The following is a 26,697-nucleotide window of genomic DNA, read 5'->3' on the forward strand; positions in this document are numbered from 1 at the left end:
TTTCTGGGCCTGCCTAACAAGGGTTCCTCTACCAAGTAAACCTGTTTCAGACCTGTTTTCTGAAAAACAGTCCTGAAAGTAAAGCTACCTACCGGTTACCAGTCCACATGAAAGTACTGATCAACGGGTTGGTCGGTGCGGCGGAAAGTGTGCGCCCCAAAGTAATCGCGTTGCGCCTGGATTAGGTTGGCGGGTGACTGCACTGTGTTGTAGCCTAAAAAGTAATTCAGGGCGGCTGAGGATACCGGCAGGGCGGCATTGGCTTTGATACCCGCGGCCACCGTTTCTTTGAAGGGCAGGAAAATAGCCGAGAGCCGTTCCACTATGCAGGGGTGCTGCAGCAGCGGTCCTTCGGTTTTGAGCATCTCCACCAGTTCTTCCATCAATTGGGACCGGATGATGCACCCGTTGGTCCAGATCCGGGCAATCTCGCTCAGGTTCAGGTTCCATTGAAACTGCAGGGAGGCCTGCCGCATCAGCTCAAACCCGAACGCGTGGTTAATGAGCTTTACCCCCTCAAACGCCTGTTTTAGTTGCTGGGCATGCAGCAGCGGCACTCCTACCAGTTGCTCGGGTTCTATTCCATACAAGGTAGCGGCCTGCACGCGCTGCTCTTTCAGCGCAGAGAGATGCCTGGCCATAACGGCGGCAGCAATGGAGTCCAGGGACGTGCCCAGTTCCAGGGCGGCGGCAGTGCTCCAGCCCCCGGTTCCTTTCTGATCGGCGGCATCCAGGATCTTATCCAGCAGCAGAGTACCGTCTTCCTGCTTCTGCAGAATAGCAATGGTAATTTCCAGCAGGTAACTGTTCAGGCCAGATTCCTGCCACTTGGTGAACTCCTCCACTATTCCCGAAGGCGAGAAGTTGAGATGATACCGGAACAATTGATAGGCTTCGGCCAAGGCTTGCATTTCAGCGTATTCAATGCCGTTGTGCACCATCTTCACAAAGTGTCCGGCTCCATCGGGGCCAACGTAAGTACAGCAGGGCTTTCCGTTTTTATCCTGGGCCGCCAGAAAGTTCAGAATATCGGCCACTTTCTCGTATCCTGCTTTTTCGCCGCCCGGCATCAGGGAAGGTCCTTTGAGGGCTCCTTCTTCCCCGCCGGAGATTCCCACCCCTAAGAAATGGACCTGCCTGGTTTTCATCTCGGCCACTCTTCGGGTGGTATCCTGGTACTGGGAATTGCCGCCATCCATTACCAGATCGCCTTCCTCCAGCAGTGGTTGGATTTGGTCCAGTAACTCTTCTACCGCCCGGCCAGCTTTCACCATGAGCAGAATCCGGCGTGGTTTTTCCAAAGCCTGCACAAACTGGGGTAGCTCTGAAAAAGGCAGCAGCGGTAGGGTTTGATTTTCCTCCGCAAACCGTTCCGCCACCTGCTCTTCCTTTCCCGGCACCGTGCGGTTGAACACGGCCACTGAGATTCCCTTCCCGGCTAAGTTCAGGGCCAGGCTCTTGCCCATCACCCCCATGCCTATAATACCCAATGACGCCACTGAGCTTACTGTAAAAGAAGGAGAAGCACTATCAGGTTTAAAGTGCTGCATGATTTGCGTTACCAGTTCCTCGGGCGTGTGGACGATGTTCAGGTGCAAGGCCTCTTGTGGAATCTCCAGGGTCTGAAGCTGGGACTGTAGCAGCACATCGGTCATGAAATGGCCTTTGCGGTTGCCCAGCCTGCTACGTAACACGTCTTCTTCGCCGTGCAGGTAAATGATCTTCAAAGGAGAGGCGAGGCCTTCCCCCAGGATCTGCCGGTATTGGCCTTTTAAAGCCGAGCAGGCTAATACCACTTCCTGGTTGGTGTTCTCGGCTTGTTGCAGCAGGTGGTTGAGTTTCTGCAGCCACTCCCACCGGTCATCATCGGTGAGCGGAATGCCCTGGCTCATTTTCTCCACGCTGGTCGCCAGATGATGGTCATCGGCGTCAATGAAATGAAGCTGGAGGCGCTCCGCCAGCAGTCTGCCCACCGTGCTCTTCCCACTCCCCGATACGCCCATCACCATGTATGACATGTCTTTCTCTTTGAGGTTAATGTTGGTAAAGGTACGCGCGTTGGCTTTTAGTGTTATTTCATTTGAAGACCCTAGAGTTAGAGAACACGGTCTTTCTTCTAAAAGCCACGCAATTATTTGAAAAAGTAAAAGCCTATTATATCAGGTAAATTAAATATTTTGTTCAGGTTTTCTACGTTAACTCTCCCCCATTTAAATCCATGCACCCAGCAGCCTCCAGGTGGAGCTTTTTGATGAAAGTACTTTTCCGCTTTTCTGTGGTGTACTTTCTACTATACATCATCGGTATACAGTTCTCATCTCTGTGGAACCCAGTCGTTGATTGGCTGGCAGCGCACGTGCTGCACCTTGATTCGCCGGTGACCATTAAACCTAACGGCAGCGGAGATACCACCTACAATTATGTACAGGTGTTTGGGATATTATTACTGGCTTTGCTTGGAACGGGTATTTGGTCTGTTCTTGACCATAAGCGCCCACATTATGACAAACTGCTGTACTGGCTTTTAGTGCTGGTGCGGTATACCCTGGCAGCAGCCATGATCAGGTATGGTTTCGCTAAGATTTTCAAAACCCAATTTCCCTTTACGCCACCGTACGGGCTTCTTCAGCCCCTAGGCGACTCTTCCCCTATGGGATTAGTCTGGAAATTTATGGGCTACTCTACCGGCTACAATTATTTCACAGGCATAGCCGAAGCATTAGCGGGAGTATTCCTCTTCTTTAGGCGCACCGCCACATTTGGGGCACTTTTGTCTTTAACTGTGCTGGCCAACATTGTGGCTTTAAACTTCTTCTTTGACGTACCAGTAAAGCTTTACTCTACGCATTTGCTGCTCATGGCATTTGTGATAGCTGCTCCAGACCTAAAGCGTATCTATACTTTCTTCTTTCTGCGCAAACCCGTCCAGTCCCTCTCAATTGATCCCTTTTATGAAAAGAAATGGATGAAACACACGCACTTTTGGGTGAAGCTTATTTTCATTGCTTTTTTGGGCTACACCACGGTGGTGAATGGGTATTTACTGCAAAAACGCTACGGCGACCAGGCACCTAAACACCCCTTGTACGGAGCATATGTGGTGGAAACCTTCATCAGGAACGGTGATACTTTGGCCCCACTCACCACAGACACAACCCGCTGGAAAGCTTTGGCAGTAAACCATGAAAAGTTTCTTACCGCCCAACTCATGAATGATTCTCTCTGGCACCTTCAGGTAAAATTTGACTCTACCCTACACACCTTTTCTTGGTGGGCAGAGAAAGATACCATGAAAAACACCCTCCAGTACGTACAACAAAACAAAGACTACGTGGTGCTCACAGGCCGTATAGAGCAAGACTCTGTAAAGATGCACCTCCGTAAGTTAGATTTACAACAGTTCAGATTACTAAGCAGGGGCTTTCATTGGGTAAATGAATACCCATATAATAGATAGAGAGATGGACCAGAAATCGGCATGTAAAAACAAACTCCCATTTCCTACCTTTGTGCCGGATTTAACCACAACGCACAATGCCTGAGCAGAACCCAGAAGCCCGCATTTTGGAGCTGACCAAACGCCTGAATTACCTCAATTACCAATACTACCAGAACAGCGTCTCAGAAGTATCTGACTATGAGTTTGACCAGCTGCTGCTGGAGCTGCAGAAACTGGAAGAACAATTCCCGCAGTACCGTTCAGACAACTCTCCTACCCAGCGGGTGGGCGGTACCATCACCAAGAATTTTCCTACGGTGTACCACAAGTACCCCATGCTCTCTTTGGGCAATACGTATTCTGAGGACGAGGTGCGCGAGTTTGACAAGCGCGTGCGCAAAGTCACCGGCGACGAGGTGGAGTATGTCTGCGAGCTGAAGTTTGACGGCGTAGCCATGAGCCTCACCTACACCAACGGTGCTTTAACGGCGGGCGTAACCCGCGGCGACGGCACCCGAGGCGATGACATCACCCCCAACGTACGCACCATCCGCACCATTCCGCTGCACCTGCACGGCGAAGATATTCCTGCTGAAGTAGAAGTACGTGGCGAGGTGTTCATGCCCTTCAGCGTTTTTGAGGAGTTGAACAAAGAACGGGAGGAAATCGGCGAAGCCTTGATGGCTAACCCCAGGAACGCGACCTCGGGTACGCTGAAACTGCAGGATTCCAAAGAAGTGGCCCGTCGGCGTCTGAGCATGTTCGCCTATAGCTTGCTTTCCACCCCTAACCTGTTTGATAGCCACTCAGAAAGTCTGGAGGCCTTGCAGCGCTGGGGCCTTAATGTATCGCCTACCTGGAGGGTATGCCGCACCATTGACGAGGTGCTGGACTTCATCCATGAGTGGGAAACCAAGCGCTTTGAACTGCCCATTGCCACCGATGGGATTGTTGTGAAGGTAAACTCCTACGCGCAGCAGGAAGAACTGGGCTATACCGCCAAGAGTCCGCGCTGGGCCATGGCCTACAAGTACAAAGCCATGGAAGCCGTAACCGAGCTGTTGGAAATTGAATACAATGTGGGCCGTACCGGCGCGGTGACTCCGGTGGCCATCATGAAACCGGTGTTGCTGGCGGGAACTACCGTAAAACGTGCCTCCCTGCATAATGCCAACGAGATTGAGCGCCTCGGCCTCATGCTGCACGACCTGGTGGTGGTGGAGAAAGGCGGCGAGATCATCCCGAAGGTGACGGCGGTGAAAAAGGAAGACAGACCGGAGAACGCCCAACCCATTGTGTACCCTACCACCTGCCCGGCCTGCAACACGCCGCTCATCCGTACCGAGGGCGAAGCCAACCATTACTGCCCGAACGAGAAAGGCTGTCCGCCGCAGGTGAAAGGCAAACTGGAGCACTTCATCAGCCGCAAAGCCATGAACATCATGAGTCTGGGCGAAGGCAAGATTGAACTCCTGGCCGAGCGCGGCTTGGTAACCAGCCCAGACCATCTCTATGACCTCACCTACGATACCCTGTTTGGCCTGGAGAAAGTGTACGTAGACGAGGAAACGGGCAAAACCCGCACCGTAAAATTCCAGAAAAAAACGGTGGAGAACATCCTGAGCGCTATAGAGAAATCCAAGGAAGCCCCGTTTGACCGGGTGCTGTTTGCTTTGGGCATCCGGTTTGTGGGCAACACCGTGGCGCAGAAACTGGCGCAATACTTCCGCAACATAGATGCGTTGAAGGCTGCCACCGAGGAAGAACTCATTGCCGTGCCGGAGATTGGCGGACGCATTGCCGCCTCGGTGCGCGAGTACTTCCAGGATCTGGCCAACGTACACCTGGTAGAGCGTCTGCGTACCCACGGCCTGCAGTTAGACCTGGGCGAAGTAGCCGTGGTTGAGCCGCAATCTGATAAGCTGGCCGGGCTTACGTTTGTGGTTTCGGGTGTGTTTGCGGGATACTCCCGCGAGGAACTGCAGGATACCATTGTGGCCAACGGCGGTAAAGTGGTAAGCTCCATTTCCAAAAAGCTCTCTTACCTGGTAGCCGGCGACAAAATGGGTCCCAGCAAACTGGAAAAAGCCACTACTCTGGGCGTGAAAATCTTGTCTGAGCAGGAATTCAACCAGATGATTCAAGCTTAGAGCTAGCTGAATCGTTCTTCTTGATCAAAGCAAATGGAGGGTTTCGGGGCTGTTTTCTGGAAAACAGCCCCGAAACCCTTTTCTCTTTTCTTTTACCGTACAGGCCTGTGCCGTCCCGATTACTAAATGGAACTTCGGCTTCTATCTGCTTCGCTTCAATCTCTCCTGCCCCTAACTACTCAAATTAACCAGCCTTCTTTTGGAAGTCTTTCAAAGAAAATAGGCCAGAAACAATCGGCTTAAATTCCTGTATGTCTATTACTTAAGACGTAGGCTGAAATAAACCCTTAAAACAAGAAATAGTACTTATTCTTGTAACGCTTCTTTGCAATCCTCGTTGGTGTAGAAGAATATTTAGGAGGAAAAACTATGTCTTTCAAGCCACTGCCTGTAGAAAGGAATAGAGAAGGGGAACTTCGGACGGTTGGGTTCGAATTGGAGTTCGCCAATGTTGGGATTGAAGAATGCCTGCAGATTGTGCAGGAACTGTACGGCGGTCACGTGGAATGGGAAAACCGGTTCTCGGCCAAAGTGGTGGATACCCGCATCGGGAAGTTCAGCGTGGAGATTGACCTGAAACTGCTCACCGAAAAGCAGTACAAGCCCATTTTTGAGAAACTTGGCATTGACATCCAGCAAGTGAAGCTGGGGGCATCCACCCTGGAAGAAAGGATTGATGATACCTTGGAGAACGTCATTAAGAAGGTAATTCCCTATGAAATCGGGGTTCCGCCCCTCCCCTTCAACCAACTGGAACAGTTGGAGGACCTGCGGAATGCTTTGTACGAACACCACGCCAAAGGCACCGAGGCGTTTTTCACCAATGCCTTCGGCACGCACATCAATACCGAGATTCCGGATACCGAGCCTGAGACCATTTTGCGGTACATCAGGGCGTTTCTGCTGCTGTACCCCTGGTTGCTGGAGGCGGGAGAAACCGACTTCGCCCGTAAAAACCTCACCACGTTCATCAACCCTTTTCCGGCGGAGTACAACCAATTAGTGTTGAACCCATCGTACGCGCCTGACCTGGATCAACTCATTGAGGATTACCACCAGTACAACCCAGACCGAAACCGGCCGCTGGACATGTACCCACTTTTCGCTTTCGTGCGTGAAGAGAAGATAAACCAGTTCACCAACCTGGGCAGTGTAAAACCCCGAAAAACCTTCCATTACCGGCTGCCCAACTCCTGCGTTTCTGACCCTTCCTGGACCCTGGCGCAGGAATGGAACAACTGGGTGGTCATTGAAGAACTGGCCAACAATCCGGCGCGTATCACCCAAATGAGCAAGGAATACCTTGATATGAAGGAGCATACCTTTATTGGGTTTGACAGTAAGTGGACAAAACAAACCGAACAGTGGCTGAGATAACCAAGAAATTCAAGATCAACCGCAACCGGCCTACCATTGGCATCACCGGCCCCGACAAGGGTGGTGAGGTGGCCTGGTTTTTCACGGCTTTTGGCGTACTGCTGGCGGGCGGCAAACCGGTGCATATTACGCCCTCTTTCCCCCGTACCGCCGATGGGCTGCAGGGGTTGATTGTGGGCGGCGGGGCCGATGTAGATCCGCAGACATATCAGCAGGATTCCGTCTTTCAGGAGTACCTGCGGCGCACACTGAAGCACCCCCAGAAAAACTTCTTTCAACGGATCTGGCGCTTCACCCGCTGGATCTACTACCCTGCCCTGTTCTTCGTGCGCAAACTCTTCAGCCGGAAGCCCCAATGGTCCTTGGATCAGGCCCGCGATCATCTGGAGTTTCAGCTCATTGACCAGGCCGTGAAGAAGAACCTCCCCATTCTGGGCATCTGCCGGGGCTCCCAGTTGCTGAACGTGTATTTCAGGGGAACCCTGCACCAGGACATCAACAGCTTTTACCTGGAGGAACCTAATCCTTCCAGCATTTTCCCAGTGAAGCGGGTTTCCATTAAACCGGGCAGTAAACTGGCGCAAATAGTTGGTACTTTGAAACTTAAGGTGAACGCCTTGCACCACCAGGCAGTGCACACGCCGGGCAAAGGCTTGCAGATTGTGGCGCAGGAAGAAAATCAGGTGGTGCAGGCCATTGAGCACATTGGCGAACAATTTATGCTGGGCGTGCAGTGGCACCCAGAGTACCTTCCCCGCCGCAAAGAGCACAGGTCTATCTTCCAGGCACTGGTGCAGAAAGCCCGTGAAGTGAACCGGCAGATTGAAGACATTGACATGGAAGAAGCCCTTTCCCAACCCAAAGCCCAGGAACTCAGCGCTTTTGACCAGGTACTGGAAGAAACCGAAGCAAGAGGTACCCGGTAGTGGGTGCATTGTCTGGCAGAAATCTGCTGAGACGGTTGTTTTTAAGGGTCTTTTCAGGAAAACAGGCAAAAAAAAGGCGGCAGGAGAATTTCTCCTGCCGCCTTTTCATTAACAACTAAACCAAGTTCATCCTGCTGATAATAGAACCGGCCAGGAACCGGATTGTTTTTGAACCTGCAATTATTTTTTTCTAAAGGATTATCAACTCAATCCTTCTGTTCAGCTGTCGGTTCTCCTCCGAGGTGTTGGGTGCAGCGGGTTGGGTCTGGCCATACCCCTTTGCCTGGAAAATGGAAGCCGGGGCCCCTTTAGACACCAGGTACGCTACCACCGATTTCGCCCGAGCCTCCGATAAAGTCTGGTTGGCCGTTGGTTTGCCTACATTATCGGTGTGGCCGGCAATTTCTACTTTGATCTTAGGATTGGCCTTGAGGAACTGGAAGAGTTTGTCCAGCTCGGTGCGCGACTCTGGCCGAAGGGTGGCTTTCCCGGTATCAAAGAACAGGTTGCTCAGGACAGCCTTCGCGCCCTTGTTCAGCGGTTGCAGGTAGAAATCCAAGGCCAAGGGAGCCGAGGTGGACGTGGCCGAAATATGCCGGCTTTCCAGCACGTGGTCTGGCGCGGTCACATACAGGGCATACCGCTGTTTCTGGTTCAGAACGATGGTGTACTCGCCGGTGCTTCGGTCAGAACTTACCTGTTGGGTAATCACACTCGCCGAATCCAGGTCATATACCTGTACGGTGGCTTTCAGGGGCTTCTTGGTTACGGCATCAAACACTTTCCCCTGGGCAAACGAAGATATGGTTTTTCCTTTCCAAACCTCTGGCACCTCAAACTGGAGCAGCGCTACTTCCACTTTACCTCCTGCGGCAGATTGCCCTGAGTAGTAACCTGTTCTGTTGTCTGGTGAAATGAAGATGGAATTCTCGTCACGGTGAGTATTGAGTGGATACCCCATATTCACGGGCGTACCCCATCCGTCTTTCTCGCGGTCTACTTTAAAGAGGTCCAGACCGCCCATACCCTGCAAACCATCGGTGGCGAAATAAAGGGTGTTGCCGCTGGCGTGCAGAAACGGTGAGTTCTCGCGGCCGGGGGTGTTTACCTTAGGTCCCAGGTTTATCGGGGCAGTCCAGTTGCCGTCATCCTGCTGTTTGGTGACCCAGAGATCTTCGCCACCCTGTCCACCTTTGCGGTCTGAGGCAAAGTAAATGGTACGTCCATCGGCGGAAAGACTGGGCTGAGAATCCCAGGCGGTGGTGTTCACGGTGCGGCCCATGTTCTTGGGCTTGCTCCACTCATTGCCTTCGCGGTAGCTGATGTACAGGTCACAGGAGCCGTAGGAATCAATGCGGTTGCAGGAAGTGAACACCAGCACCCGCCCATCGCCGGAAAGGGAGGCCGCCCCTTCGTTCAACTCTGAGTTGATCATCTCAGAAACCGAAACGGGGTCCTGCCATTGCCCTTCTTTGAGGTACGCCAGATATAGGTCTTCGTCATCCAGCGGGCCGCTTCCTTCGCGGGCTGTAAATAACAGCGCTTTCTGGTCGGCGGTGAGCACCGGAGAATACTGCAACCCAAACTTATTGACACTCGCTCCCAAAGGCTGGGGTTTGAAATCTACCGGTTGCTTTACGGCCTGCTGGGCAAACTTCACATTGTTGAGTTGCCGGGTGGCGTGCTGAGACTGCTTGGTGCCCTTTTTGCCGTACTTTAGAAAATTCTGGTAAAAAACGGAAGACTCTTCGTATTGGCCTCGCTCAAACGCCAGTTCAGCATAGTTAAAGTAATCGTTTGCCAAGCTGGCCTGTACTGGCATCCTAGGCAGTCCCCTGCGGTAATACTGGTAAGCGTCTTCGGGTTTCTGCATGATGCGGTACAACCCGGCCGCCTGCACGTAAGCCTCGCCAAAGGCAGTATCGCGTTTTACGGCCTCCCCAAACGACTCCAGCGCCTTTTCAAAATTCCGGCCCTGCACGTACCGTATGCCTTCTTCGTAAGCTTTCTGCGCCTTGTTGTTGGAAGAACCGCTGGCGGCTTTCTGCCCCGCAGAGGGGAGGGCTACTCCCAGAACCAAAAGTAGAAACAGGTAAAAACGCGGAAAACGCAGCATGGGCTAAGGGATGTTCAGGAATTTATGGGTTTGTAACGAGATGCGCCACTTAGGGTTTGCCTTCACATACTCCACAATAAGCGGCATCATCTGAGGGGCTTTGCTCCACTCGGGCTGTAAGTACAAACGGGTATCTGGACCCATCTGGGCGGCATGTTCCTCGGCCCAGGCAAAATCGCTTTTGTTGAAAACAATCACCTTCAGTTCACCGGCATGCGGCAGAACGCTGGGGTGCGGCCCTTTGAATTTCTTGGGCGAAAGGCAGATCCAATCCCACTGCCCGCTCAAAGGATAAGCCCCCGAGGTTTCAATAAACGTCTGGATACCGCGCTTCTGCAGTTCCGAGGTCAGGTAATCCAGGTTGTACAGCAGCGGCTCGCCGCCGGTCACCACCACAGCCTTGCCGGGGAACTGCTCGGCCTGGGCCACAATCCAGTCGGTATCGGTGAGCGGGTGCAGGTTGGCGTCCCATGATTCTTTTACATCGCACCAGTGGCATCCAATGTCACAGCCTCCCAGGCGGATGAAGTAAGCGGCCTTGCCGGTATGGTACCCTTCTCCCTGCAGCGTGTAGAAATGCTCCATCAAGGGAAGTTTGGTGCCGTCTTTGGGTACGGTGTGCACCGAGGCTATTTTTGTATCTAACGTAGTTTCCAAGATAAGAAATTAAGCAGTGGTGTTCTTGGCCAGTTTCCAGGAAAACAGGGCCAAAACGGTACTAGTTCAAAGATCCCAACAATCAACCTGTGCTATTAGTTGCGGCCGTAAAGCCCTTTCCCTACTGGTATTATTTTGCTGGACAATGCAAAGGTAACTATTCCGGGCCACAATGTGCAGAAAGCAGTTTGGCAATAAAACTCCCAATTTCAAATAAAAAATTTCAAAGGCTAACACTTGTTCTTTCAAATATTTTCAGATATTGCCGGCATCAATGGTAAAACCTAACAACATAGCACCTGTTCTTTCCTTCCTTTCCTGCGGAGGGTGGGCTACCTATGGTTTTACCTTCACGTTTTTCACAGCTATTATTACCATTACCCCTACGGGGGTATAGCTGTACATATCGTCCAATCAACAGGTCAAATTCTATTGGCCTTTTCGGCCTAGGGCCAGAATTCATCGTAGTAACTATCGTTTTCCCTAAAGCCTGATTCCATGCTGGTTTTGAAATTTGGTGGCACCTCCGTGGCCAACGCAGCTGCCATCCGCCAATTGATTTCTATTCTAAAAGAGAAAGAAAACCCCAGAATGCTGGTGGTAGTATCTGCCATGTCCAAAGTCACGGACACCCTTATTAGCCTGTACCAGAAGGCCGCTGCCCAGGACACTTCTTACCTGGACCTGCTGACCCAACTGGAAACCAAACACATGGAAGCTATTGAAGAGTTGGTACCCATGAACCAGCAGATTGAAATCAAAGGCCGCATTAAGCTGATTTTCCGGGAGTTGGAGGATGTGTGCCGCGGCATTTACCTGCTGGACGAACTCAGCGATTGCACCAAGGCCCGCGTGATGGCCTACGGCGAGCGGTTCTCCTCAGCCATTGTCTCAGAAGCTTTCCAGCACCACGGCTTGCCCAACACCCTGGTAGACAGCCGCGACTTCATCCTGACAGACAGCAATTACCTGAACGCGAAGGTGAACCTGGCCAAAACCTACGCGGCCATGCAGGAGAATCTGCCAAACGCGGCGCTCCTTGTGGCACCCGGTTTCATTGCACGATCTGTGGAGGGAAAAACCACTGTACTGGGCCGCGGAGGCTCCGACTACACCGCCTCCCTCTACGCCGCGGCCTTAAACGCCGAGTTGCTGGAGATCTGGTCAGACGTGGATGGCATGTACACCACCGATCCACGCAAAGCCGCCGCCGCCTATTCCATTGAGGAACTGAGTTACGAAGAAGCCATGGAGTTGGCCTATTTCGGGGCGAAGGTCTTGTACCCGCCTACCATCGCGCCACTGGTCTCGGCCAAAATCCCGTTGGTGCTAAAAAATTCCTTCAACCCCAGCCACAAAGGAACGCTCATCTCGGCCACCCCAGCGCCAAGTGCCCAGAACGTGAAAGGCATTTCCTGCATTGACCACATGGCGGTCTTGACGGTGAGCGGGAGCGGCATGGTGGGCGTACCGGGTTTTGCCATGCGGTTGTTTAAAGCCGTGGCCGCCGAGAACATCAATATTTACTTCATCACCCAGTCTTCCTCGGAGCAGAGCATCACCATCGGTTTTGCGGAAGTAGAGGGCGAAAAGGCGGTGCAGGCTATTTCACAGGAGTTTGCCGAGGACATTGCCCAGAATCTATTGAACCCGGTGGCCCTGGAAACCCCCATGAGCATTGTTGCCATTGTGGGCAATGGCATGATTCAGCAACCGGGCATTGCGGGCAAAGCCTTCTCTCTGCTGGGTGACCATGCCATCAACATCAGGGCCATTGCGCAGGGCGCTACGGAACGCATCATTTCCGTGGTACTCAATACCAACGACGCCCACCGTGCCGTGAACCTGCTCCACGACAAGTTTTTTCTATCTGTTCCAGAACAATCAGAAGCCGCTTTGGCTTAACAATACTTTATGAAAGAAGACGATTTTGTCAAAGCCTATGCCCCTGCCACCGTGGCCAACGTGTGTTGTGGCTTTGACGTGCTGGGTTTTGCCTTAGACCAACCCGGCGATGAAGTGTGGGCCCGCAAAACCGATGCTCCCGGCATCACTATCTCGGCCATTCACGGCATTGAAGGTTTGTCCGCCGACCCAGTTGAGAACGTGATTGGCGTAGTGGCCCAGAAAATGCTGGAGGCTTTAAATGTTTCTCACGGAGTAGAACTGCAATTGCACAAAGGCATGCCGGTGGGTAGCGGGTTGGGCAGCAGTGCCGCCAGTTCCGCCGCCGCCGCTTTTGCCGTAAACGAATTGCTTGGTTCTCCTTTCACCACCCAGGAGTTGGTGGTTTACGCCATGGAAGGCGAGCGCAAAGCCTCGGGCTCAGCCCACGCCGATAACGTGGCTCCTTCCCTCTTGGGCGGATTCGTGCTGGTGCGTGATTACGAGCCTTTGGATGTGGTTCCGCTGGGCGTGCCGCTGGAGCTGTACTGCACCATCTTATATCCCCAGATTGAGCTGAAAACCTCGCTTTCCCGCAGCATCCTGAAACAAGAGATTCCTCTGAAAAAAGGCATCCGGCAGTGGGGAAACCTGGCTGGTCTGATGGCGGGGCTTTTGAAAAAGGATTATGGTTTAATTGCCCGTAGCCTGCACGATGAAATCTTTGAGCCTGAGCGCTCCGTACTCATTCCTTTATTCAAGCAAGTAAAAGAAGTCGCCATCTGTGCCGGTGCCCTAGGTGCTGGTATCTCGGGCTCTGGGCCTTCCATCTTCGCTTTGTCCGCCAGTCAGCAAGAAGCCGAGGCTGTGAAGCAAGCCATGGAAGCCGTGTACGCCGGCAGCGGCATAGACACCAAAACGTATGTAGCCAAAGTGCCGGAACAAGGAGTTCGCCTGGTGGCACAATCCACTTTTCAACCCGCTCTGCCTCTATGAAGTACTACAGTACCAATGACTCCACCGCGGAAATGAGCTTCAAGGAAGCCGTGATCAAAGGCTTGCCCCAGGACAAAGGGCTCTTTTTCCCGAAAGAAATTCCTACGTTACCCGCCGAATTCTTTCAGCAGCTGCCCTCTTTATCGCTGCCCGAGATTGCGTTTGAGGTGCTGCAACCCTTTGTAACGCCGGACCTCACCCCTGAGGCGTTGCGGCAGATCTGCGACGAGGTGTTCACCTTCCCTATTCCGCTGGTGGAAGTGGAGAAAGACATCTATGCACTGGAATTGTTCCATGGCCCAACCTGCGCGTTCAAAGACGTGGGGGCCCGGTTCATGTCGCGCTGCCTGCAAACCTTTGCCGAGCCCGGCAGACCGGTAACTGTACTGGTGGCTACCTCCGGTGATACCGGCAGCGCTGTAGCCAACGGGTTCCTGGGGCTGGACAACATTGACGTAGTGGTGCTGTACCCTGAAAACGGCGTGAGCCATATCCAGGAAATGCAGTTCACTACGCTGGGTCAGAACATCAGCGCGGTTGCCGTGGAAGGTACTTTTGACGATTGCCAGGCCCTGGTGAAACAAGCGTTTTCAGACGAAGAACTGAACCAGCACCGCAATCTTTCCTCGGCCAACTCCATTAACGTAGCCCGCTGGCTTCCGCAGATGGTGTATTACTTCCACGCCTGGGGCCAATGGAAAAAACTGGATCCCGAGGCGGAACAGGTTACCATTTCCGTGCCCAGCGGAAACTTCGGGAATCTGGCGGCGGGCCTAATGGCCCGGCAGATGGGCTTACCAGTGACGTACTTTGTGGCAGCCACCAACCTGAACCGCATTGTGCCTGATTACCTGGAAACCGGGGTGTATTCGCCTGCTCCGTCGGTGTGTACCATTGCCAATGCCATGGACGTGGGTAATCCCAACAACTTCCCGCGCATCCAGGAACTGTTCCAGAACAATCTGTTCGCCCTGAAAAAAGTGGTAAAAGGTTTCTGGGCCGATGACGATGAAATCAGAGGCACTATTCAGTTGGTGCACCAGGCATCCGGTTACATGATGGACCCGCACGGCGCCATCGGGTACCTGAGCCTGCGTCAGTTATTGCCGGAGCTGAAAACACCCGGCATTTTCCTGGAAACGGCTCACCCTGCAAAGTTCAAGAAAAGCATGGAAGACGTGCTGGGTCAGGAAGTACTGCTGCCAGAGCAACTACAAGTGTTCCTGAACAAACAGAAGCAAGTCACCGACCTACCCAACGACTTTGCCGGCCTGAAACTACTGCTCATGCAGCAGCACAAAGAGGGAACGCTGTAAAAGCCGCTCTTCTGTTTGAGACCTGGTTTCTAGAAAATGGGTCAAAACAGGAAAACTGAATACCTATAAAAAAGATAACCCCGTTGTTTCAGGAATGATTTACAAAAATCATCCCTGAAACAACGGGGTTCTTCAATAATGGTGTTAATTAATAAAATGACGGCTATTCCACCTTCAACCGCCAACTGGTAGCGGTTCCGGTCCAATGCCTTACCTGGCCATTGGTTTCCACGCTTAGGTAGTATACACCCGCAGGTAAGCCGTTCTCAAACGTAGCATTGATCTTGTTTTCTTGCCGCAGGGTAACCTGACCGAATACCGGTGGCTGTACAGGATCCAGATTTTGGGTGCGCAGCCCTAACCGGATGGGGAAAAGCTGTTGAGACAGATCAAAGTGCTCGCCGTAGACCTCCAGCGTGAACGGAGTATTGGGAGTCACTTTCAAGGGTCTCGCCCCAAAGCTCATTACCCTCGGCTCAGGATACGCTTTGAACTTTGACTCTATTATTTCACCACCTATACTCAGCCTGATGGTGCTTTCCACGCCATTTATGGTATAAGGGATCTCCTCTGGATGAGGTTGAAAATTGAGGTACAGGACCAACTCATTGGCCGTAGCACTCTTTACTTTCACGTACGGGAAAACCTTTCCGTTATGCTCCAAGGCTACCTGGTACGCATCAGCATCTGGTAGGAAGTTGGTGCCTCTCACCACAAAATCAAAAGAACGGACATCTGTCTCAAAGCGGATCAACACCGGGTCTACCGAGGTAATAGTAGCAGGCGCTTTGGCAAAGAATTTAAAGGCTACTTTGTCTGAAATCCGGTCATGGGAAGTGACCTGAACTGTATATTCACCAGTGACTATCTCATTCCCAAGGGCTACTTCCAGTTCCTGGCCGCTGATTCTCTTGGCTGAGACAATCCGGCAGTTATTGCCTTTGCAGAAACCTACCGTAACATCGGTACCAAAGCCTTCTCCCTTGATGACCATGGTCTCGCCAGGAAAGTATTGGTTCTTGTTCAGCGAGGTGATCTTCACTTCCGAGATATCCACTACTCCACCGCCTTCATCGTCGTTTGAGGCACAACTACTTAAGAAGGCGGAAAACGCGATTAATAGTGCGAATAGAAACTGATGAGCAACTGTTTTGCTCTGCTTTTCCCCGCATGAGTTAGGGTTCCAATTGGTTAACATGACGTTTGTTCTCTGTTTTTGAATAAACCATTTTGCTCATGTAGGGGTGAATAAGAGAACCCCGGGGTAAAATTTCCGAAGTTCCCATGCAAGACAGCTGAAAAAGGAAAAAGCCCTATGTCAGGCAGGCTAACGTAGGGCTTTTTATTAAATCAGGTAAGAACCTTAGGAATGCACTTCTTTCTTGGCAGCGCGTAGAGTGTTCTTAAGCAGCATGGCAATGGTCAAGGGACCAACGCCGCCCGGCACCGGGGTGATGTAGCTGCATTTAGGGGCTACTTTTTCAAAATCAACGTCGCCGCGTAAACGCCAGCCTCTTTCGCGGGTGGCATCTGGCACGCGGGTGGTTCCTACGTCAATCACCACGGCGCCCTCTTTCACCATGTCCTCGGTAATCAGGCCGGGTTTGCCTACGGCCACAATAAGAATATCGGCCTGACGAGTGTGGTGGGCCAGGTTCACGGTGTTGCGGTGGCAGATGGTCACGGTAGCTTCGCCGGGATTGGTGCACTTGCTCATGAGAATGCTGATGGGCGTGCCCACAATGTTGCTGCGGCCTACTACCACGCAGTGTTTGCCAAACGTGTCAATGTTGTAGCGCTCCAGCAGTTGCATGATGCCGTAAGGCGTAGCCGGTAAATACGCCGGTAAGCCCGCTACCATTCTTCCCACGTTCACCGGGTGGAAACCATCCACGTCCTTCTTATAGTCCATTACCTCCAGCACCATGTTAGGGTTAATGTGCTTAGGAAGCGGTAATTGCACAATCAGCCCGTCAATATTCGCGTCCTCGTTTATCTCTCTGATTTTGTTCAATAATTCCTCTTCGGTGATATCTGTCTCGTAATGCAGAAGCGTAGAGTCAAACCCCACGCGTTCGCAGGCCAGTACTTTGTTGTTCACGTAGGTCATGGAACCGCCGTCGTGGCCTACCAGAATTGCCGCCAGGTGAGGCGCTTTACCGCCCTGCTCTTTGATTTTGACAACTTCGGCGGCTATCTCGCTTTGAATGGCTTCGGAGGTTTTCTTTCCGTCTAAAAGGATCATGGGTAACAAGAAATGAAGAGATGATACGAAAACCAAAAGTACAAGCCATTCAGGAAAGTGCCTTATCTTTTTTCAAGAGTTTTGCCAGACTAGTAGCCGGCTAACGGAATAGTATAAGTTTCTACGCCAGCGGTCTAAAAGGAAGAACCCGTTTCAGCGCCGGTTTTGGGAAAACAGCGCTGAAACGGGTTCTTACAGATTTCAGTTTTCTACGGCTTAGTGCGCGTCTACCGGCATCTTCACGCCTTTCTTGAACTTCTGCAGGTACAGCAGCGGAATGGAGCAAAGCATGATCATGCCCGATACCCAGAACGCATCTGTGTAAGACAAGAGCGCCGTCTGCTTCATCACCATGCCTTCAATGGCTTTGTAGGCAGCCTTTTGGGCCTCCATGAACGAATAACCTTTGCTTAGGAAATTCTGCATCAGGCCGTTGAACCGTTGGGTGAAAAGCGGGTTGTACTCATTAATGTGCACCAGCAGGTTGTTCCGGTGGAAGCCCGACCGCACGTGAATGAGCGTGGTCAGGGCCGCAATCCCGAAGGAGCCGCCCAACTGGCGCATCATGTTATTGAGACCGGTCCCCTGCCCTATCTCGGCCCCTTTCAGGTCCTGAATGGCCAGCGTGGTCAAAGGCACGAACAGCAAGGACATCCCTATTCCGCGGATCGCCAGAGGCCAGAAAAAGTCACCCGTACCAGAGCCTAAGGTGGACTCGTTCATCATCATGGCGAAGAGGAAAAACAGCAGCATTCCGGCGGTAGCCATGAACTGAGCCGGTACGCCTTTCTGCAGCATTTTACCCACAAACGGCATCATCATGATGGTGAACAGACCGCCCGGCAACAACAGTTTACCCGATTGCTGCGCCGTGAAGCCCAACAACCCTTGCGTGAACACCGGGAACACGAACATAGAACTGTACAATCCAAAGCCCAGCACAAACGAAGTAAACATCCCGATAGAGAAGCTCCGGTGGCGCATGATCTTGAAGTTCACCACGGGGTAGTCAATGCTGGTTTCGCGCCATATGAAGAGCAGCGTGGCAATGACCGCCGTTACAGATAATACAATAATGTAGGTGGCCGCAAACCAGTCCTCGGTCTCACCTTTCTCCAGCACAATCTGCAAACTACCTACCGCAATGGCCAGTAAGAGAATGCCCCACCAGTCAACGGGTTTACCTCCGGTTTCCTTAGGCGTGGCTTTGATGAACGTGTAGGTAGCCACGGTTGCCAATATACCCACCGGAACGTTCACGTAGAAGATCCAGGGCCAGGAGTAGTTGTCGGTGATGTAGCCCCCGATGGTGGGTCCTAACGTTGGTCCCACCACAGCCCCCAACCCGAACAAAGCGGTAGCGGTTCCTACCTGCTCTTTGGGCCAGGTCTCCAGCAAGATGGACTGGGAAGTGGACAGCAGTCCGCCCCCGGCCAACCCTTGCAGGATTCTGAAGATTACCAGTTCTTCTAAACTGGTGGCGTTTCCGCAGAGGAAGGAAAAAACCGTAAAGGTGATGATGGAGGCCATGAAGTAGTTCTTCCGGCCCAACCTGCTCCCCAGCCACCCCGACATAGGCAGGATGATCACGTTGGCAACGGCGTACCCGGTCACAATCATGGCCACATCTTCCAGTGTGGCGCCCAGGTTCCCCTGGATCTGGGGCATGGCCACGTTCACGATGGTGGTGTCAATGAGCTCCAGCAGCGCGGCGGTAATCACCGTAATGGTGATGGCCCATTTTTTTAAACCCGTTTCTGCCATGGCTTATTCCTGCGTCAGGACCGATGCTTTCACGCTCATACCGGGGCGCAGGCGCTTCATCAATTCCGGATCGGCTTTGATTTTAATCTTTACGGGCACACGTTGTACCACTTTCACGAAGTTACCGGTAGCGTTGTCTGGCGGCAGCAGCGCGAACTTAGCACCCGTAGCCGGTGAGAAGTTGTAGATCTCCCCTTCCACTTTGGCTTCTGGGAACGCGTCTACCTCAATGTTCACCTTCTGGCCTTCTCTTATGTTCTCCAGCTGCGTCTCTTTGAAGTTAGCGGTCACATAGATGCTGTTGTCGTTCACGATGGAGAACAGGCTTTGCCCGGCTTGCACCAACTGGCCTTTCTGCACGTTTTTCTTAGACACAATGCCGCTGGCCGGAGCCGAGATGGTAGTGTAGGACATCTGCAATTTGGCAAAATCCACATCGGCCTGGCGCTGGTTTACGCCGGTGTTGGTTACGGTCAACTGCGTACGGGTGGTGTTCACCTGCTGCAAAGCGGCTTTGTACTGGTCCTGTGCCGCCTGGTAATTGGCTTGCGCCACGTCGCGCTCGGCTTTGGCCTGCTCAAACTGCTGCTGCGTGATAGAGCCGTCTTTGATCAGGTTGGCGAAACGGTTGTAGTCCTGGGTGGCTTTCCAGAGGCGTACGCGGGTAGCTTCAATGTTGGCTTTGGCGGTAGTGGCGTTGGCAGCGGTGGCGGTGATCTGGGCCTGGTTTACGCCGGTGCTGGCACTGGCCCCTTGCTGGGCAGCCAAAGCCTGCTCTACTTTAATGGCATAGTCGCGGTCATCCAGTTTCACCAATATCTGGCCTTGGTTTACGTGGGTGTTTTCCTCAAACATGATGGAATCTACGTAGCCACTCACGCGGGCCACCACCGGACTGATGTCGGCGTCTATCTGGGCGTCATCGGTGTCTTCGTGCTTGCTGTAGTACAGGTATTCTTTCACGCCAAAGAACCCGCCAATGATCAGGACCAGGCCCAGGATGATAGGGATAACTTTATTGGATTTCTTTTTCTCGGTTTCCATTCTGGTTGTGCTCTGTAATTATTTAGTGATGTTTCCGGTTGATTTAAGTAGGGTATAGTAAGCAAGCCCGGCATCGGCTTTAGCCAGTTCCAGGTTGATGAGCGCCTGGTACAAGCGGGTTTGGGCATCTATCCGGTCGGTAGCGGAGGCTACTTTGTTTGTGTAGCGCGACGCCTCGCTGCGGTCGTTTTCCTCGGCCTGGGCAATGGAGGTCTGCAGGATGTTGATCTTGTCCAGCGCCAGCAGGTATTTCTGGTAGTTCTGGTTCACCTCGGTTTTCACCTGATCAGTGGTCAGTTCGCGGCTGATGTCAAGCTGTGATTTCTGGATCTTGGCCTCGGCGATCTTGTTTTTATTGGTCCAGAGGCGGTCAAAGTTCCAGGCGGCGGTTAAACCCACCGTTCCAATGGCCAGTGAACCATGGCTAGGCGGAATAATGGAACCGCTGGGATTGATGTGATAGGCATCGGCAGAAGCTACCAGGGCTGGCAAGGCATCGGCTTTAATGGATTTGATGTTGTTGTCGGCGGCTTTGCTGTTCAGGGCGATGGCCTGCAGTTCCTCCCGGTTGGTAAGGGCAGAATCCAGGTAAGCGGCGAGGGAAACAGTGCGTCCGTCAGGGGCAGTTACCTCGTCTACAATGAGCTCGTTGGTTTCCGGTAAGCCCAGCAGCACGTTCAGGTTGTAGACCACAATTTTGCGGTTGGTCTCCAGATCGGCGCCGGTGAGCTCCACGTTGCTGCGCTGCAGTTTGAACCGGAGCACATCGTTTTTGGTCACAATGCCTTGCTCAAAAAAGCGTTGCGCCTGCTTGATCTGCTTGTCAATGGCTTGCAGGTTCTGCGCTACTACTTTCTGGCTCTGCTGTAGTTTGTAGAGGTTGAAATAGGCGTTGGTTACCTGGTAGGCGATTTCGTCTTTGTCTTTCTCGGCATCCAGGCGGGCTACCTGCGCCATCAAATCAGTAGATTCTTTGGCGTATTTCAGCTTGTTCCCGGCAAAAATCACCTCCTGCACCGACAGCGTTCCCAGGAAGGCATCGGCCCGTTTAGGGAAGTACATGGGCTCCGCCTCTTTAGACATCTGGAAAACGTTCGTCGGAATCTCGGCGTGGTTGTAGGTGTAGCTGGCGCTGGCTTTTGGCTTGGCCTCGTCTTTCACCTGGTTGTAGCGGGCAATAGCCTGGTCAATTTTGGTCTGGGAAAAACGCAGCACTTTGCTGTTCTGTACCCCTAGCTGCACCGCTTCCTGCAGGTTCAGGTGCTTTGCTTCCTGCGCCGCCGCGGGTTGGGCAAACGCCATCATAAAGCTTAACCCACCAATGACGGCGGCCGAAATGACTCCGCGTCCTATGGAAGGGCGCTCAGGAGAAGCATAGGTTTTCGGTTTCATTATTTAAGTAAGTGTGTTTTAAGAGAATCGTGTAGGTATGCAAGCAAACGTGGCTTCATTTCTTCTTGCAGCACCTGATCATCCAGCAAGTCCATGTTCAGGATTTTGGAGGCTAACCGGCGCGAGTTGATGAGGTAGTTCACCGTCCCGAATATGCTGGCGATGGTCATTTCCACATCCACCGGGCGGAACTCCCCTTTCTTGATGCCTTCTTCCAGAATCTGCTGCACGTGCATGGTGTTGGCGTAAAGGTTTTCCAGCACAAAGTCAGTCACTTCTGACGTACCACCAGGCCTTAGCACCGAGATTTCCCGGAAGATAATCTTGTGGAAGTATTTGCTGGTGGCCACCTTACTCACGTAGAGCTGCACCACCTGCGTGATTTTATCCCAGGAGGAAATGTCTTGCAGCGCAATTTCCTCAAAGCTTTTGCGGGTGCTGGCCATCCTGCGCTCCACCACCGCCTTCAGTAGCCCATCTTTGGACCCGAAGTAGTAGTTAAGCATGGCCATGTTCATGCCTGCCTCCTGGGCCAGCAGCCGGGTAGAAGCGCCATCGTAGCCCAACTCACCAAACACGCGTTCCGCCACATTCAGCAGGTGCTCTTTCTTGTCTATTTTCTCTTTTTCTGCCATTGCTTTTAAGTGGCGCAAAATTAATCAATCGATTGATTAATTAACAAGGTGAGTTTCGTTTTTGTTTCCCGCTTCGCGATAATTGCTTAGGAATAAGGAAGATTAGTTTGCCAGGAATGGTCTAAGTGACTGAGGAAGCCAGGTGACCTGAAGCACAATACAGCTATGGAAGAAACCAGGAAGGCCATTTTACAAGAAAACGCCTCAGCGTTTTAGGGCAGTTTCTTTCAAAGTAGCCCTAAAACGCTGAGGCGTTCCTATTTCTATTTAAAACTCAGGCGTTGGTTTTCTCCCAGAATAGGTTGGCAGCCGTGGAAGCCACCACAATCCCCAACAGCCCGGCGGCAATGGCAGTCATGATGATGTCATCCATGATCAACTCCCGGTCCCTCAACGCGAACCGCAGCACAAAAGTGGGCACGGTGATCAGAATCACCACTCCCCAATATGTGTAGAACGCCTTGGCACTCCAGTTGGAGGGCCCGTTGGGCAAGTACAGGGCTTCAATGATCAGAATGAGGCCCAAAAGCAGGCTGCTGACGTACTGCAGCAAATGATACCCGGGCACCGGCGTATCGAAGATCTGGTAGTGCGCGGCTAAGAAGCCAAAGTTGTTGGCGGTCCAGCCGTAATGGTGGGTGAAATCATCGCATAAAAGATGCGTCACCACCCCCAGAAAACCCGACGTGATTACCATTAACCAATTCTGCCTGAAGAAAGCCGGCCAATGGAAGTTTTTGTAGACGGAGAACTTCTTCTGGAAATACGGGGGCAGATGATCAATAAACGCGTTCCTTACCCAGCAATGGTACAGGAACGCCATGGCAATGATCACCGGAATGTCAAACAGGAAAATGCCCCGCAACGTGTGGCTGATGTCCGTTTCGGCCCGCATTCTGAAAAAGAACTCAAAATCGGGGGCCATGCTCCCCAGCGCCAATGCCGTGAGAGAGACTTTCTCGCCCGATACTGATTTGAAAGGAAGAATGACCGCGGGATGGGAAAAGGTAAACGGCATAGAACTTGGCTAAAGGAAACAAAAAACCCGGAACCGAGGCTCCGGGTTTAAAGATGTTAGTCTAGTTTCAAAACTGCAAGGAAGGCTTCCTGCGGAATTTCCACGTTGCCTACCTGGCGCATGCGTTTCTTACCTTTTTTCTGCTTTTCAAGGAGTTTCCGTTTACGCGAAATATCCCCGCCGTAACACTTGGCCAATACGTTCTTACGCAGGGCTTTCACGGTCTCACGGGCGATGATCTTCTGCCCGATAGCGGCCTGGATAGCGATCTCGAACATTTGGCGCGGCAGCAGCTCACGCAGTTTCTCGCAGAGGCGCTTGCCCCAGTCATACGCTTTGTCGCGGTGTACGATGGCGCTCAGGGCGTCTACTTTCTCGCCGTTGAGCATGATGTCCAGCTTCACCATGTGCGACTCCCGGAACCCGATGAGTTCATAGTCCAGGGAAGCGTAGCCGCGGCTGATGGTTTTGAGTTTATCAAAGAAGTCGAACACGATCTCGGCCAGCGGCATCTCAAAGATGAGTTCCACCCGGTCAGAGGTCAGGAAGTTCTGCGCCTTCAGGATACCGCGCTTGTCCATACAGAGCGAGATGATGGGGCCGATGTACTCGGCCTTGGAGATAATCTGCGCCTTGATGAACGGCTCCTCAATGTGGTCTATGTAGTTAGGCTCCGGCATCTCAGACGGTGCACTTACATTGATTTCCTCGTCTTTGGTGGTGAACACCTTAAACTGTACCGACGGTACGGTGGTGATTACCGTCATGTCAAACTCACGCTCCAGACGCTCCTGCACAATCTCCATGTGGAGCATGCCCAGGAAGCCGCATCGGAACCCGAAACCAAGGGCCGCAGAAGTTTCCGGCTCCCAAACCAAGGAGGCATCGTTCAGTTGCAGTTTCTCCATGGAGTTCCGCAGTTCCTCAAATTCTGAGGTCTCTACCGGATAAATCCCGGCAAATACCATGGGCTTTACTTCTTCAAATCCCTGGATTTGGATAGTGTCTGGGTTAGCAGCGTGGGTGATGGTATCCCCCACTTTTACTTCCTTCGCGTTCTTGATACCCGAGATCAGGTAGCCCACGTTGCCTGCGCCCATGACTTCTTTGGGCTCCTGGTTCAGTTTGAGCACGCCAATCTCATCGGCTTCGTACTGCTTGCCGGTAGCAATGAATTTTACTTTATCGCCTTTGCGCAGGGTACCGTTCATGATGCGGAAGTACACCTCAATACCGCGGTATGAGTTGAACACCGAGTCAAAAATCAAAGCCTGTAATGGCGCTTCAGGGTCACCCTTCGGCGCCGGAATGCGGTCACAGATGGCGTTCAGGATATTCTCAATCCCTATACCTGCTTTCCCAGAGGCATGGATGATGTCTTCTTTATCGCAGCCAATCAGGTCAATGATCTGGTCACTTACCTCTTCTGGCATGGAGTGAGGCAGGTCAATTTTGTTCAGAACCGGGATAATCTCCAGGTCGTTGCCAATGGCTAAGTACAAATTTGAGATAGTCTGGGCCTCAATACCCTGAGAGGAATCCACAATGAGCAACGCACCCTCACAGGCAGCAATGGAACGGGAAACCTCGTAGCTAAAATCCACGTGGCCAGGGGTGTCAATGAGGTTCAGAACGTAGTCTTCGCCTTTATAATGATAGTTCATCTGGATGGCGTGGCTCTTGATGGTGATGCCCCGTTCCCGCTCCAGATCCATGTTATCCAACAGCTGGTTTTGCATTTCCCGCTCGGCTACCGTCTGGGTAAATTCCAATAAACGGTCGGCCAGGGTACTTTTACCATGGTCAATATGCGCAATGATGCAAAAATTGCGGATGTTCTTCATAGAAATCAGTTACAAGGAACAAAGATACAAAATAAAGCGGGCAGCAGGAACGGGATTCTCTTGATGTACGCTACTTTTTCTTAGAAGGAGAGCGTTTTGTGCCTGTTTTTAAGAAAGTAGGGCCGAAACTGTACTTTCCGTTTATAAACTGATGGTACCAGCGTACCTTGGGCGCTTTGTTCCGGGCAACCTTCTTCAGCTACAGAGCAAAAGGATACGCCCTACACCTGTTTATCACCTGAGCTACCTTCTTTTGTACAGGAGCTAGCCTTTAGTAAAATAATGAAGTACAGAGCTATAATAGTTGGATTAGTTTTAGGTACTGCTTACGGTCTGGTGGCACGCCTACTGATGGAAACCGAAGTAATAGAGCAGTTTAAGACAATGTCGGTTGCTTTCCTGTTTGGAGTGCCTGCCGTGATTGGTGCCATTACCGTCTACTTTGGGAATGAAAGCCAGAAAACCTCCAGGCTGTTCAGGATTTTTATGCCCTGGGTAACAATTTTGGCGTTTTTGCTTACCACCCTGATCACCTATCTGGAGGCCTCGGTTTGTGTTGTAATGCTGTTGCCAGCTTTCCTGCTTTTCGCCAGCATTGGCGGGATTACCATGGGTGAGATTATAGACAGTTCAAAAAGAAAAAAGCAGACATTAAACATCTTCCTGACCCTGCCCTTCCTTTTTGCTCCTTTAGAATCGCAATTTAATAGCCCCACCTCCTTCAGAACGGTTCACACAGATATACTCATCCACGCAGACAAACAAACTGTTTGGGATAATATCAAAAGCGTAAATACCATTAAAGATGACGAATTGAAGTGGAGTTTTGCGCACTTCATAGGCATTCCTAAACCCATCAAATCAGAACTGTCAGAAGAAAAGGTGGGCGGAATTAGGCATATCAGCTGGGAGAAAGGAATCAAGTTCAGGGAAAAGATTACTCACTGGAAACCATATGACTCCTTTTCTTACGATATCCTGGTTGACCACATACCGCCAGACGCTATTGACAAGCATGTGGAGGTTGGCGGTGAATATTTTGATGTGGTAAATGGCGGATATAAACTAACCGAGGTAGACAAAAGCACCACAAAACTAACCCTTAGCTGCACCTATAGAGTTACAACTAACTTCAACTACTATTCAGAACAGTGGGCCGATTTTATTATGGACGATTTTCAGGAAGTAATTTTATATGTAGTTAAAAAAAGAAGCGAAGACTCCTATTTGCTGCCAACTGCAAAAAGCAAATAACGCGTTCCAGAGGATGACAAAGCAAAATCACTCTATATAAAACACCCCAAAAGAGATGACAACTATCAACATCAATAGAGCAACCACAACAAAAGTAGAACAATTACAAAAAATTGGCAGAAAAACGTTCTTTGAAACCTTTTCAGCCAGTAACACAGAGGAAAACATGGCTAAGTATTTAGACGAAGGCTTTTCCTTTGAAAAATTGACCAGTGAATTAAACAACGAAAACTCTGAGTTTTATTTCGCGGAGTTAGACAATGAAATAATCGGTTATTTGAAGGTGAACTTCGGGCAGTCACAAACAGAGTTAAAAGACGAAAAAGCCCTCGAAATTGAACGGATTTATGTTCTAAAAGAATTTCACGGCAAAAAAGTAGGACAGTTACTGTATGAAAAGGCGATGCAAATTGCCCGACAGATGCACGTTGATTATGTCTGGCTGGGTGTATGGGAGGAAAACCAAAGAGCCATCAGCTTTTATAAGAAGAACGGCTTCGTGGAGTTTGACAAGCACATCTTCAAATTAGGAAATGACGAACAGACAGACATTATGATGAAGCTGCAACTGAATAAACAATCATAAATCACATAATTGTCACTCCAATCAACATATAATCGTGTACTACTTAAACAAAAG

At 51.5% G+C, this 26,697-nt stretch carries 20 protein-coding genes; 9 read left to right on the forward strand and 11 right to left on the reverse strand.

The genetic code is table 11. From position 1 onward, the window contains the following. Nucleotides 1-95: 95 nt before the first annotated feature. Nucleotides 96-2,018: a decarboxylating NADP(+)-dependent phosphogluconate dehydrogenase gene (gene gnd / locus JT719_RS03230; RefSeq protein WP_207431013.1), complete on the reverse strand. Its 1,923-nt coding sequence runs from the start codon at nt 2,016-2,018 to the stop codon at nt 96-98. Between the two features lie 233 nt (nt 2,019-2,251). On the opposite strand from gnd, the gene JT719_RS03235 reads away from it, so the two are divergent. The 4 genes from JT719_RS03235 to JT719_RS25505 all read left to right on the forward strand — a co-directional run bounded on the left by JT719_RS03235 (nt 2,252) and on the right by JT719_RS25505 (nt 7,892). After that, nucleotides 2,252-3,457 carry a hypothetical protein gene (locus JT719_RS03235; RefSeq protein ID WP_207431014.1) on the forward strand — a complete coding sequence of 402 codons (1,206 nt, stop codon included), beginning with the start codon at nt 2,252-2,254 and terminating at the stop codon, nt 3,455-3,457. Between the two features lie 77 nt (nt 3,458-3,534). Then, nucleotides 3,535-5,589, forward strand: coding sequence for an NAD-dependent DNA ligase LigA (gene ligA, locus JT719_RS03240; RefSeq protein WP_207431015.1), 2,055 nt, complete (start codon nt 3,535-3,537; stop codon nt 5,587-5,589). Nucleotides 5,590-5,958: 369 nt separating this feature from the next. Then, entirely contained in the window at nt 5,959-6,966 is a 1,008-nt protein-coding gene (locus JT719_RS03245; protein ID WP_207431016.1) for an amidoligase family protein, read from the forward strand. Beyond that, entirely contained in the window at nt 6,954-7,892 is a 939-nt protein-coding gene (locus tag JT719_RS25505; protein ID WP_207431017.1) for a gamma-glutamyl-gamma-aminobutyrate hydrolase family protein, read from the forward strand. The genes JT719_RS03245 and JT719_RS25505 overlap by 13 nt, the downstream gene beginning before the upstream one ends. A gap of 190 nt (nt 7,893-8,082) precedes the next feature. Here the strand turns inward: JT719_RS25505 and JT719_RS03255 are convergent, their stop codons facing one another. Together JT719_RS03255 and JT719_RS03260 are read right to left on the reverse strand one after the other, a co-directional pair. After that, complete coding sequence (locus JT719_RS03255) at nt 8,083-10,008, reverse strand: OmpA family protein (protein WP_242693058.1); 1,926 nt, start codon at nt 10,006-10,008, stop codon at nt 8,083-8,085. Nucleotides 10,009-10,011: 3 nt separating this feature from the next. After that, nucleotides 10,012-10,665, reverse strand: coding sequence for a 7-carboxy-7-deazaguanine synthase QueE (locus tag JT719_RS03260; protein ID WP_242693059.1), 654 nt, complete (start codon nt 10,663-10,665; stop codon nt 10,012-10,014). 498 nt (nt 10,666-11,163) lie between these two features. Between JT719_RS03260 and JT719_RS03265 the strand changes: the two genes are divergently transcribed. Genes JT719_RS03265 through thrC form a run of 3 tightly spaced genes read left to right on the forward strand, consistent with a single transcriptional unit; the run spans nt 11,164 to nt 14,861 of the window. After that, nucleotides 11,164-12,570: an aspartate kinase gene (locus JT719_RS03265; RefSeq protein WP_207431018.1), complete on the forward strand. Its 1,407-nt coding sequence runs from the start codon at nt 11,164-11,166 to the stop codon at nt 12,568-12,570. Between the two features lie 9 nt (nt 12,571-12,579). Then, nucleotides 12,580-13,545, forward strand: a complete 966-nt coding sequence (locus tag JT719_RS03270; protein WP_207431019.1) for a homoserine kinase — start codon at nt 12,580-12,582, stop codon at nt 13,543-13,545. Then, on the forward strand, nt 13,542-14,861 hold the full coding sequence (thrC, locus tag JT719_RS03275; RefSeq protein ID WP_207431022.1) for a threonine synthase: 1,320 nt from the start codon (nt 13,542-13,544) through the stop codon (nt 14,859-14,861). Before JT719_RS03270 ends, thrC begins: the two co-directional genes overlap by 4 nt. A gap of 163 nt (nt 14,862-15,024) precedes the next feature. On the opposite strand, the gene JT719_RS03280 is transcribed toward thrC, so the two are convergent. The 8 genes from JT719_RS03280 to lepA all read right to left on the reverse strand — a co-directional run bounded on the left by JT719_RS03280 (nt 15,025) and on the right by lepA (nt 24,803). After that, complete coding sequence (locus JT719_RS03280) at nt 15,025-16,059, reverse strand: hypothetical protein (RefSeq protein WP_207431023.1); 1,035 nt, start codon at nt 16,057-16,059, stop codon at nt 15,025-15,027. Nucleotides 16,060-16,224: 165 nt separating this feature from the next. Further along, entirely contained in the window at nt 16,225-17,106 is an 882-nt protein-coding gene (locus JT719_RS03285; protein WP_207431025.1) for a bifunctional 5,10-methylenetetrahydrofolate dehydrogenase/5,10-methenyltetrahydrofolate cyclohydrolase, read from the reverse strand. A 216-nt stretch (nt 17,107-17,322) separates the two neighbouring features. Then, nucleotides 17,323-18,870 (reverse strand): DHA2 family efflux MFS transporter permease subunit, encoded by a 1,548-nt coding sequence (locus JT719_RS03290; protein ID WP_207431034.1) that lies wholly within the window; start codon nt 18,868-18,870, stop codon nt 17,323-17,325. A 3-nt stretch (nt 18,871-18,873) separates the two neighbouring features. Next, complete coding sequence (locus JT719_RS03295) at nt 18,874-19,914, reverse strand: HlyD family secretion protein (protein ID WP_207431036.1); 1,041 nt, start codon at nt 19,912-19,914, stop codon at nt 18,874-18,876. An 18-nt stretch (nt 19,915-19,932) separates the two neighbouring features. Then, complete coding sequence (locus JT719_RS03300) at nt 19,933-21,306, reverse strand: TolC family protein (protein ID WP_207431038.1); 1,374 nt, start codon at nt 21,304-21,306, stop codon at nt 19,933-19,935. Next, complete coding sequence (locus tag JT719_RS03305; RefSeq protein WP_207431040.1) at nt 21,306-21,941, reverse strand: TetR/AcrR family transcriptional regulator; 636 nt, start codon at nt 21,939-21,941, stop codon at nt 21,306-21,308. The genes JT719_RS03300 and JT719_RS03305 overlap by 1 nt, the downstream gene beginning before the upstream one ends. Nucleotides 21,942-22,215: 274 nt before the next feature. Then, on the reverse strand, nt 22,216-22,959 hold the full coding sequence (locus JT719_RS03310; protein WP_207431041.1) for a DUF4184 family protein: 744 nt from the start codon (nt 22,957-22,959) through the stop codon (nt 22,216-22,218). Between the two features lie 56 nt (nt 22,960-23,015). Then, entirely contained in the window at nt 23,016-24,803 is a 1,788-nt protein-coding gene (gene lepA / locus JT719_RS03315; RefSeq protein ID WP_207431042.1) for a translation elongation factor 4, read from the reverse strand. A 351-nt stretch (nt 24,804-25,154) separates the two neighbouring features. Here lepA and JT719_RS03320 point away from each other — a divergent pair, with 351 nt between their 5' ends. Continuing rightward, nucleotides 25,155-26,057 (forward strand): SRPBCC family protein, encoded by a 903-nt coding sequence (locus JT719_RS03320; protein ID WP_207431046.1) that lies wholly within the window; start codon nt 25,155-25,157, stop codon nt 26,055-26,057. Nucleotides 26,058-26,112: 55 nt separating this feature from the next. Beyond that, nucleotides 26,113-26,643, forward strand: a complete 531-nt coding sequence (locus tag JT719_RS03325; protein ID WP_207431048.1) for a GNAT family N-acetyltransferase — start codon at nt 26,113-26,115, stop codon at nt 26,641-26,643. Nucleotides 26,644-26,697 lie beyond the last annotated feature (54 nt).

This window comes from Sabulibacter ruber (assembly GCF_017355955.1).
Classification (GTDB): domain Bacteria; phylum Bacteroidota; class Bacteroidia; order Cytophagales; family Hymenobacteraceae; genus Nibribacter; species Nibribacter ruber_A.

Excerpts from the sequence above, each read along its gene's own strand:
- gnd (WP_207431013.1), bottom strand. The coding sequence starts at position 2,018 with ATGTCATACATGGTGATGGGCGTATCGGGGAGTGGGAAGAGCACGGTG.
- JT719_RS03235 (WP_207431014.1), top strand. The coding sequence starts at position 2,252 with ATGAAAGTACTTTTCCGCTTTTCTGTGGTGTACTTTCTACTATACATC.
- ligA (WP_207431015.1), top strand. The coding sequence starts at position 3,535 with ATGCCTGAGCAGAACCCAGAAGCCCGCATTTTGGAGCTGACCAAACGC.
- JT719_RS03245 (WP_207431016.1), top strand. The coding sequence starts at position 5,959 with ATGTCTTTCAAGCCACTGCCTGTAGAAAGGAATAGAGAAGGGGAACTT.
- JT719_RS03255 (WP_242693058.1), bottom strand. The coding sequence starts at position 10,008 with ATGCTGCGTTTTCCGCGTTTTTACCTGTTTCTACTTTTGGTTCTGGGA.
- JT719_RS03265 (WP_207431018.1), top strand. The coding sequence starts at position 11,164 with ATGCTGGTTTTGAAATTTGGTGGCACCTCCGTGGCCAACGCAGCTGCC.
- JT719_RS03270 (WP_207431019.1), top strand. The coding sequence starts at position 12,580 with ATGAAAGAAGACGATTTTGTCAAAGCCTATGCCCCTGCCACCGTGGCC.
- thrC (WP_207431022.1), top strand. The coding sequence starts at position 13,542 with ATGAAGTACTACAGTACCAATGACTCCACCGCGGAAATGAGCTTCAAG.
- JT719_RS03280 (WP_207431023.1), bottom strand. The coding sequence starts at position 16,059 with ATGTTAACCAATTGGAACCCTAACTCATGCGGGGAAAAGCAGAGCAAA.
- JT719_RS03285 (WP_207431025.1), bottom strand. The coding sequence starts at position 17,106 with ATGATCCTTTTAGACGGAAAGAAAACCTCCGAAGCCATTCAAAGCGAG.
- JT719_RS03290 (WP_207431034.1), bottom strand. The coding sequence starts at position 18,870 with ATGGCAGAAACGGGTTTAAAAAAATGGGCCATCACCATTACGGTGATT.
- JT719_RS03295 (WP_207431036.1), bottom strand. The coding sequence starts at position 19,914 with ATGGAAACCGAGAAAAAGAAATCCAATAAAGTTATCCCTATCATCCTG.
- JT719_RS03300 (WP_207431038.1), bottom strand. The coding sequence starts at position 21,306 with ATGAAACCGAAAACCTATGCTTCTCCTGAGCGCCCTTCCATAGGACGC.
- JT719_RS03305 (WP_207431040.1), bottom strand. The coding sequence starts at position 21,941 with ATGGCAGAAAAAGAGAAAATAGACAAGAAAGAGCACCTGCTGAATGTG.
- JT719_RS03310 (WP_207431041.1), bottom strand. The coding sequence starts at position 22,959 with ATGCCGTTTACCTTTTCCCATCCCGCGGTCATTCTTCCTTTCAAATCA.
- lepA (WP_207431042.1), bottom strand. The coding sequence starts at position 24,803 with ATGAAGAACATCCGCAATTTTTGCATCATTGCGCATATTGACCATGGT.
- JT719_RS03320 (WP_207431046.1), top strand. The coding sequence starts at position 25,155 with ATGGAAACCGAAGTAATAGAGCAGTTTAAGACAATGTCGGTTGCTTTC.
- JT719_RS03325 (WP_207431048.1), top strand. The coding sequence starts at position 26,113 with ATGACAACTATCAACATCAATAGAGCAACCACAACAAAAGTAGAACAA.